We start from the raw sequence: 8,253 nt of genomic DNA, 5'->3' as shown, positions 1-8,253 counted from the left end.
TGCCATGCTGGACGTAGGGGCCACACACAGGACGACATTTTCCGGATCGACATCTGTGGCATTCGCGATGTACTCGAAGACTTCTGCTCCCGGCAGTTTACCCGACTCGAGCACCCCGACGACCTGGTCTGATTCTTCGCGATACCACAGTTTATCGAATAGGGGTTCCTTGGCGGCGACCGCGCGCATGGGACCTGAGCCCATCGCGAAGAATTTACCGACGTTAATTTGCCAGCCTGCATACTGACTGAACAGGCACGCCGCGACCGGAGCATCAGTCTCGACGGCAATGTGAGGCCAACCGATGTCACCGAGCGTGCCCGGCGTCAGCGACACGTCAGCCAAACCGGACATACAAATGGCTGCAAGAGCGATACCGGCCTCGATGCCTCCCTCCGACTCGACGCCGAAGTCAAGCAGCAGCCCATTATTTTCTACGTCGTGCCGCTGAATCCGGTAATCCTCTGGACTTTCATTGATATCTTCGATCAGTTGCGAGGCCAGGTCGTTCAATTGAAGGTTCATGCAATTGCCATAAAATTTTGACGAATGGATCAACGTGTGGAAAGTCCGCAACGGGATTCAATCCACGACGAATGAATTTGACGAGGCGCCAGCGAGATGCCCAGTTTGGTGTCAACGCCGACCGGTTATGAAAATGCTGGCGGTGACGTCGTTTCCGGAAGTGCTCCCTACGAACCCGCATTGTTAACAGGGAATATGCTTACGCGCTACAACGAGGACATGATACCATTTCCGCTCCAGAACGGTGAGCGCGCAGCGGTGTGAAAATTAATCCATCTGAAGAGACTTGTGCATGCTGGAACGCGATCCTAAGTACCAGACGGGTGAACCGGAAGGACCGAAACAATATGCTCCGCCTGTGATTATCAGCCGCGACACATATCGCGAGAATCGCATTCCTCCTGGGCAGTCGCGGACTCGCAAGTGGCCGGTCCTGCAATGGGGGCGGATTCCCGAGATCCCACCCGAAGAATGGACCCTGGAGGTCACAGGACTTGTCGAACGCCCCCTTCGATTCACGTACGAGGAATTCCGGGCTTTACCACGTGTCAAAGTCTTTTCTGACTTTCACTGCGTCACCCGCTGGTCGCGCCTGGGGAACGTCTGGGAAGGAGTCTCCGTTCAGGAGCTGATGAATCGAGCGGGGGTGAAGCCCGAAGCCAGATTTGTCGTTGCCCGGGGGAACGATGATGGCTGGACAACCAACATGCCGCTTTCAGACTTCCAGCAACCTGACGTCCTGCTCGCCGATACACATGACGGAGAGGCGATCAGCTTTGAACACGGGGGACCTGTGCGACTGGTCGTCCCCCTTCTCTACGCCTGGAAGAGTGCGAAGTGGTGTTCGGAACTGGTTTTCCTCGACCACGACCAACCGGGCCTGTGGGAGCAGCAAGGCTATCACAATCACGGTGACCCCTGGCTGGAAGAGCGGTTTGGTTCCGAAACGCTGCCACCCGGCTGGAATGAAGAAGAAAATATGTCCATCTAAGTGAAACGGTGCACATGCTCTTGGGCACGTACACCGTTTCGGTTTTCAACTACGGCCAGTGACAGCCAACAGGGAAACGACTTGCAGGAGCCTTCTGCCTGCTGACAGGGCAGATGCGATCCGCGGAAGTGTTCAGCGAGTGCGGGGCTCAGTGCTGCCACACGGCATCAGCAAGTCACCTATTTCTCGGTCGAATCCGTTGGTTCGGGAGGCACGTTTGCAGGTGGAACTTCCTCGACGTGCGTACTTTCCATCGCAATATGACCGCCACGAACAACCGCTTCGATTCCTTCGAGGGTCTCGGCCTGGATCAGTTCGCCAATCTCGGTGAAGGCTTGCCATCTGACGCCCAGCGTGTTGATGTAAGTTCCGATCGACATCAGCAGCATCTGCTGTGCGTTGACAACGTCAGCAAATCCGACGATATCCGGCTGTTGCTGGTGTCGTTCGTAAACACCGCGATAAGCGCGTGCCTGGTCCGGGAGGACGTGGTCCCGGTAGAGTTGAATGACATTACTCGCATTTGCGTATCGCTCGATCGCACCTGCCAGAGCCGCAGCGAGTTCATTCTGAACGCGAGCCGTTTCCTGCGAATTTTTGATCAGCGTCGCCTGGGCATTCATGATATTACCCTGGTTCGCGTCAAAGATCGGAATCGGAAGGCCTGCCTGAACGTTGTACGTCATTCGGTAGATCGGGGCCGTCGTATGGTCTTTCTGCAAGGCTACGTACAGGTCCAGGTCGGGAATCGGAGTGACTTCCTGGAGCCGCAGGTTGATTCGAGCTTGAGAAATCGAGTTCTGTGCCGCCAGCACGTCGGTGTGATTCGCCAGAATGTAAGGGAGCGCCACATCGTAGTTGACGACCGGAGTTCCCATTTCTGGTGAACCTTCCAGTTCCCCGATTTCGAGGTTTGGCATCCCGACTGTGGCCGCCAGTTGTCGCCACGCGGCGTCATAGCGATTGCGCGACTGAACCAGTGCGGTTCTCGCCTGGAAGGCGAGTGCACGCAACTGAATGGGTTCGTAAACAGAGACCAGACCTCCGCGAAGCTGGTCGAGCTGCACGTGGTAGACGTTGTCGGTAAACCGTACCAGTGCTTCGGTGATCCTGACGTTCTCGCGTGCAATCAGGGCGGCGAAGTAGGCACCTCGCACGCGGGTGATCAAGTCGACACGCGTTTTCTTCTGCATCAGTTCGGCGTTGAAGACGTCGACATTGCCGCGCGATTCGGCCAGCCCCAGCTTGCCAGCGGTCTTGATCTTCTGAGCGACGAAGCCCCCGATGTAGTTCGCGTTGGCGTTCGAACCGACGGTATCTGCCTGGAAGCCCACGATCGGGTTTGGCGCGAGCCCTGACTGGATCGCGTTTCCTCGCATGGCCACGATGTTCGCTTCGGCCTGGGCCATCACAGGATTCGACGAAAGAGCCATCGCCTGGAGTTCTTCCAGCGAATAGACTCGTTGCTCGTCGTAAGGGTCCACCTGATTCGGGGCCACAGCGGGTAGCTCGGCGAAGTACTTTTCGATGTCCTTCGCCCGACTTTCCGCGTCTTCCGTATCCTGAGGGGGCAGCGTGACTACCGGGGCCTCTGCACCAGGCAACTCATTGGGAATTCGTAACCGTGTCGCCGCACCGTTCCTCCGGGGGGCAGCGACGGTGTTCTGAGCCAGCACGAGGTTCGAATCAAGAACATCAGCAATCGACTTCGCAGGTTCTTCTGCTTCGTCCGTCGAGTTGATTTGCTGGATCGACTGCTCAATTTTCTTTTCGACTTCCGCCACCGATGCCTCACCGGGATTCATCTCTGGCGCTTTTGCTATTTTCATGTATTCGGCTTCCCGCTGCGCCTTCTGTCGGGCTGCGATTGCGGTCGCCTGCGAGCGGGAGGGAATTGGATACGGTGTTTTCGAATCGACAGTGGTAGGTGTGATCCGTGATGCAACTCCTTCAGTCAGTCCCCCCTGCGAGGACATGCACCCGCTCAAGACAGACAGCGAGAGAAGTGAAATGGTGCCTGTGCGCCATTGAATTCCTGGTCGTCTACCTGAATTCACTTGGAATCCCCCCTTATCGACTTTAACGCAACTGATGCCAAACCTGGGTATGGCGATTGTACGATGGCTTCCCGATGTATCGACGACGCCGGAAACACGGCACAAATAAATCGGGGAACATCTCTATCAACGCGTTGGAAATCGAAGTTCGGCGAAAAGATGTAACGGTTGTTCCGTTTACGTGGGGTGTTCCGCCGGTGAGCCTGGGTAAGCGTGGCGGGGTTTTCCGATACTTCGTTTGAAGCCATGGCCTCCAAACGCGGGGTAGACGACTCAAAGCGGTGCAATTTTCAGGTTGTCAGGCGGATTCTGCCTGTTGGCGAGTGAGTTTCGCGTTTTTCTTGCCAATCCCCTCGCCAGGGAAAGGGAAAATACACCAGTACAGGCACTGACTCGGTGGACCGTACGAAAGAGCGTTTCGAAGTAGAAATCAAAAGCAATCAAAGCACTGAAGGCTTAGAAAATGCCGTGCAACGGTTGCCCGGGAGCGGCCAGTTCGTCGATTCGCTTCGTGACTTTCGGGTCTTCAATCAAGGGTGGAGCATGGTGTGGTTTGCGGCGGGCGTCGATCACCAGTGAGCCATGACAGCCCCAGTGTTTATCCTCGATGAAAGAGTCCAAACCGTCGATGTCCACCGCAGGGTTCGACCGGGTAAAGGTGACCCAGAGCCAATTCGACAGGTTCTGTGCAGAAAAGGCGCTGTCGTCGACGAGCACGATCAATGGAAAGGGAGCCAGCATTTCCATCAGCGGGGTGGACTCGGAACAGAACTGATCAAGCCGTGGCGTCGGTGTGGAGCCCGCGTTGCTCTCGACCACCAGCACACCTGGCATCACGATGCGGGGATTCTTGAACCTGTCCGGCAAACGGAAGTCTGAGGGGAACTCTGTTCCCAGGCTTCGACGTGGTTTGCCCGCGGCTGCGATGACAACTTTCGACCCTTGGTTGAAGCCACCGCCGGTGTAATCGAGTGTGTCGATTGTCGTTCTGGTCTGGAAGTGCAGGTCCCTCGTCCAATCGACTCGTTCCAGTACATGCCGGAAATAGGCGAGCATATCATGGATATCGAGCTCTGGACGGTCCTCGTGTGCAACGATGAAAAGGTACTTCGCAAGTGAGAGCTGGCCCTGCCCCAGAATGGCGTTGCCGACCGTCAGCAGCTCTTGTGGCGTCCGTTCGGAGGCGTATGGAACATATCGTTCACTGCCAATGGCCAAAAGAAGCGGATGGACGCCCGCGGCATCAACGGCGTGGATTGCTTTGACCCCCGGAAGCACTGTCGGGATGATCGGGCCAGTGATTTCATGAATGATCTCGCCAAACGACGTATCTTCCTGCGGTGGCCGACCCACCACGGTGAATGGCCAGATGGCTCCGTCCCGATGGTAGACGTGATCGACTTCAAGATACGGAAACTGGTGCTGAAGGCTGTAATAGCCCAAATGATCGCCAAACGGACCTTCCCGTTTGGTACGACTGGGATCGATCGTTCCCGAGATGCAGAAGTCTGCGTCAGCATAGATGGGCAACTTGCCCTCCTGACAAATCATGCGAACGGGGCGCCGTCCCAGGGCGGCAGCGAATAGCAGTTCCGACAGTCCTTCGGGCAGCGGCATCACGGCTGACAGCGTCATCGCGGGAGGGCCCCCGACGAAAATATTGACCCGCAGCTTCTCTCCCCGCCGGACCGCCGCAGCGTGGTGCACGCCGATACTGCGATGAATCTGGTAATGAAGCCCGACTTCGCGGTTGGGAACGTAGTCATTTCCAGCGATCTGCACACGGTACATCCCCAGATTGGAATTTTTGAACCCGGGATGATCGGGATGCTCTGTGTAGACCTGCGGCAGGGTAATAAAGGGCCCCCCGTCATCAGGCCAGCTTCGCAGTTGTGGCAACTGGTCCAGGGTTGTCTCATTGGCGAGCACGGGGCCACGACGGGTTCGCCGGATCCACATCGACCACAGTGTGGCGGGAACGGACCCGTATCTCCACGGGCGACGGGCGAATTGGCCGGGATCAATTTTCAGTTCCACCAGACGCCGTACGGCGTCGAGCGAGTCGCGGAACATGAAACGGGTTCGTTCCGATGTGCCGAACAGATTTGAAACCATGGGAAACCGGCAACCTTTCACTCGTGTGAAGAGCAACGCCGGGCCATTGGCTGCGTAGACACGCCGCTGGATTTCTGCCGCTTCGAGATTGGCGTCGATCTCTGTGTCGATTCGGACAAGGTGACCGTTTCGCTGGAGATCCTGCACAGCATCATGGAGACTTCGGTAACCCATACGTCGATCGACTTCTTTCAAGAACGGTGATCATTTCGCCCAACGACATCAGCCCTGCTGGACAATGACTCATGTCATACGCGCTGGCCAGTCAGTGGCCGTTCGCACAAAATCGTAAAGCACTCTCACTTTGAGGACTGTGGGGGCGAACTGTTACCCGCTTCCTGGGCTGTATCTGCGTGGTTCGCCAGTGCTTGCGAGAACCGTGCCAGCAGGTCTTCGACCCGACGGGCTTCCGGGGGAGAGAGCGTCTGTTCTCCGAAACGAACTTGATAGAACAGTCGGGAAATCTCGTTGGGAAATCCGTCGATCCCTGCGGAACTCAGTTCTGATGCATACGTCCGCGAAACGAGGTCCGCAAACTCGCTCTGTGTCTGGCTGGGGCCACGGTTCAGCCCATGCCTGTTCAAGAGCTTGATGAAGCGTTCGTAGAACTCGACAATGCGATACTTCTGCTGCGACCGACGGCCCGATTGACCTCCCCACCAGGTTCGAATCGCATTGAGGATTCGGCGGTATATCCAGTGCAGTCCGACCAGCGCGAGCATGAGCGCCAAGGCAAACAGACCACCGCCAATGCTGAACCACTGTTCGCGATTTCTGAGCAACTCGACAAAGGCTTCGAGAGCGGATTGGGGTGACGCAATCAGTTTTCGGAACAGCGTGAGCAGTGACATCGCAAGTTCACGCATCGGCTTGTAAATGGACTCTTCCTGACGATCGAGCGACATGTTGAGGATGTTTTCGGACCATAAGCCAGCGAGGGTCGACTGCATTTCAGTCCAGATCGAACCTTTTTTCGCTGACATTGCGGCAATGCTGATGGATCGTTCTGCTGCCGGAGTGGCATCCAGCGTCGTCCAGCCGTTGTCATCAATCCATGCTTCGACCCACGCATGGGCGAATCGTTGCTGAACCTCAAGCCATTCCCCCCGGTCGGGGTTAGGAATCCCCCCTTTGTATCCGGTCACGACTCGTGCTGGAATCCGTTCCGCACGCAGCATTAACGCCAGTGCGGTCGCAAAATATTCGCAGTGTCCCGCTTTTCGGTTGATCAGAAAATCCTCAACCGGATCAATACTGGGGTCCACGATCGACAGGTCCAGCGAGTATCGGTACTCGCCCGAATCGCGTAGATGTGATTCCAGAGCCTGGGCGATTTCCATTTTGGTCAGTTCGCGCGGGGTTTGATCCCCTTCCGCTTTGCGAAGTCGCTCTTCTTCCTCCTCGACGATCCGGTGAGCGATCCCCTTCAACTGATCCATCTTCTTGGGAAGTCGGGAAGCTTTGTCGAGATACCGCGTGCGCAGATAGGTGTTTCGAATCGAAGGTTTGACCGGTTGCTGGTAGTGAAGTGGGGTTTTTTCGGGCAACCCCGAGAAAACGCTATAGGCGACCGGGCCTGTTTCCGATTTCGGGTCACTGCGCATTACGATGTCGGTCATCTCGTTCAGATTACCGTACATCTGACGCCGTGCATCCAGGACCATCAACGGATGTCCCATGCAGAAGAGGACCTGCGAGTCGTTGGTGTCACGTTGGATTTGCTGTTCGATGTCCCATGCAGCATCAGACCGTTCGAATGGCTTGCGATGCAGGCCATCCAGGGAATCAGATGACCACATTCCGCTGTTGTAGTGAGTGAGAATTGTCGCGCGAAACAGCGGTTCGACCAAACCCAGGCGTTCAGCGTATTCCTGTGCAGAAAGGACTTTTCGAGACTTCAGATCGACGATCTGAATCTCGAACACCCGATCGAGACTTTCGAGAATTGGCCCCAGATCACCCAGCCGAATGGAACTTGACAGTCCGGTTTTGCGGCTGGTTGCGGGCAGTCGGTCGGGATCGTTATTCAGTGTGACTGATGCCCCGCTCCAGACGCGGGGAATGAAGGCAAAAAATGCCGCGCTGACCACCAGTGCCGAGCACGTTGTTAACAGAACTCCGGTGACGAACCGTGCCGTCAACCACTGTGCCCCCCCCTCGTGCTGAACGCTTCCGTGGACTTCACTCTGCTGGGGTGTCCCGTTTGTCGACGGAAGCTGGGCAGTGGGAGGTGCGCCAGTCGCTACTGCAAACCGGATCTGCTCTTCTTCTTTGAAATGCTGTTCTGCGCGCCACAGTGAAAAGATTGACAGTGTCCAGACCGCTCCAAACGTGTAGAGCAACGCACAGAAACCAAACCAGCCCTTCGTCGTCAGGACCGAGGCGACGGCGAGCTGCAGAATTCCCAGAGCCATCAGAAACCAGTACAGCCGCACGGTCTTCTGTTGAAAGAGGACGATCCAGGTGGCGTAAAGCAAAAGATGCGTCCCGGCGAGCAATTTTCCTTCGTGGTTTTCACTTGAGAACTCATACCCGGTCGCAATCAGAGCCGCGATCCCCAGGAGA

The 8,253-nt window shown here is 56.4% G+C and carries 5 protein-coding genes; 1 reads left to right on the top strand and 4 read right to left on the bottom strand.

The genetic code is table 11. From position 1 onward, the window contains the following. Window positions 1-525 (bottom strand): methenyltetrahydromethanopterin cyclohydrolase (locus VGE80_RS22915; RefSeq protein WP_440594261.1); only part of this gene is annotated, 525 nt, incomplete at its 3' end. 292 nt (window positions 526-817) lie between these two features. Here VGE80_RS22915 and VGE80_RS22910 point away from each other — a divergent pair. Then, complete coding sequence (locus tag VGE80_RS22910) at window positions 818-1,516, top strand: sulfite oxidase-like oxidoreductase (RefSeq protein ID WP_373652044.1); 699 nt, start codon at window positions 818-820, stop codon at window positions 1,514-1,516. Window positions 1,517-1,695: 179 nt separating this feature from the next. On the opposite strand, the gene VGE80_RS22905 is transcribed toward VGE80_RS22910, so the two are convergent. The 3 genes from VGE80_RS22905 to VGE80_RS22895 all read right to left on the bottom strand — a co-directional run. Further along, a complete protein-coding gene (locus VGE80_RS22905) occupies window positions 1,696-3,345 on the bottom strand; it encodes a TolC family protein (RefSeq protein WP_373652043.1) in 1,650 nt (549 codons plus the stop codon). 684 nt (window positions 3,346-4,029) lie between these two features. Further along, window positions 4,030-5,862 carry a UbiD family decarboxylase gene (locus VGE80_RS22900; RefSeq protein WP_440594262.1) on the bottom strand — a complete coding sequence of 611 codons (1,833 nt, stop codon included), beginning with the start codon at window positions 5,860-5,862 and terminating at the stop codon, window positions 4,030-4,032. A 125-nt stretch (window positions 5,863-5,987) separates the two neighbouring features. Beyond that, window positions 5,988-8,253 (bottom strand): transglutaminase TgpA family protein (locus VGE80_RS22895; protein WP_440594260.1); only part of this gene is annotated, 2,266 nt, incomplete at its 5' end.

Origin of the sequence: Schlesneria sp. (genome assembly GCF_036405755.1) — a bacterium.
GTDB lineage: Bacteria > Planctomycetota > Planctomycetia > Planctomycetales > Planctomycetaceae > Schlesneria > Schlesneria sphaerica.
This window is presented reverse-complemented; position numbering and strand designations above follow the sequence as displayed.

What these genes read in the sequence shown, in the direction of transcription:
- VGE80_RS22910 (WP_373652044.1), top strand. Translation starts at nt 818, where the DNA reads ATGCTGGAACGCGATCCTAAGTACCAGACGGGTGAACCGGAAGGACCG.
- VGE80_RS22905 (WP_373652043.1), bottom strand. Translation starts at nt 3,345, where the DNA reads ATGAAAATAGCAAAAGCGCCAGAGATGAATCCCGGTGAGGCATCGGTG.
- VGE80_RS22900 (WP_440594262.1), bottom strand. Translation starts at nt 5,862, where the DNA reads ATGGGTTACCGAAGTCTCCATGATGCTGTGCAGGATCTCCAGCGAAAC.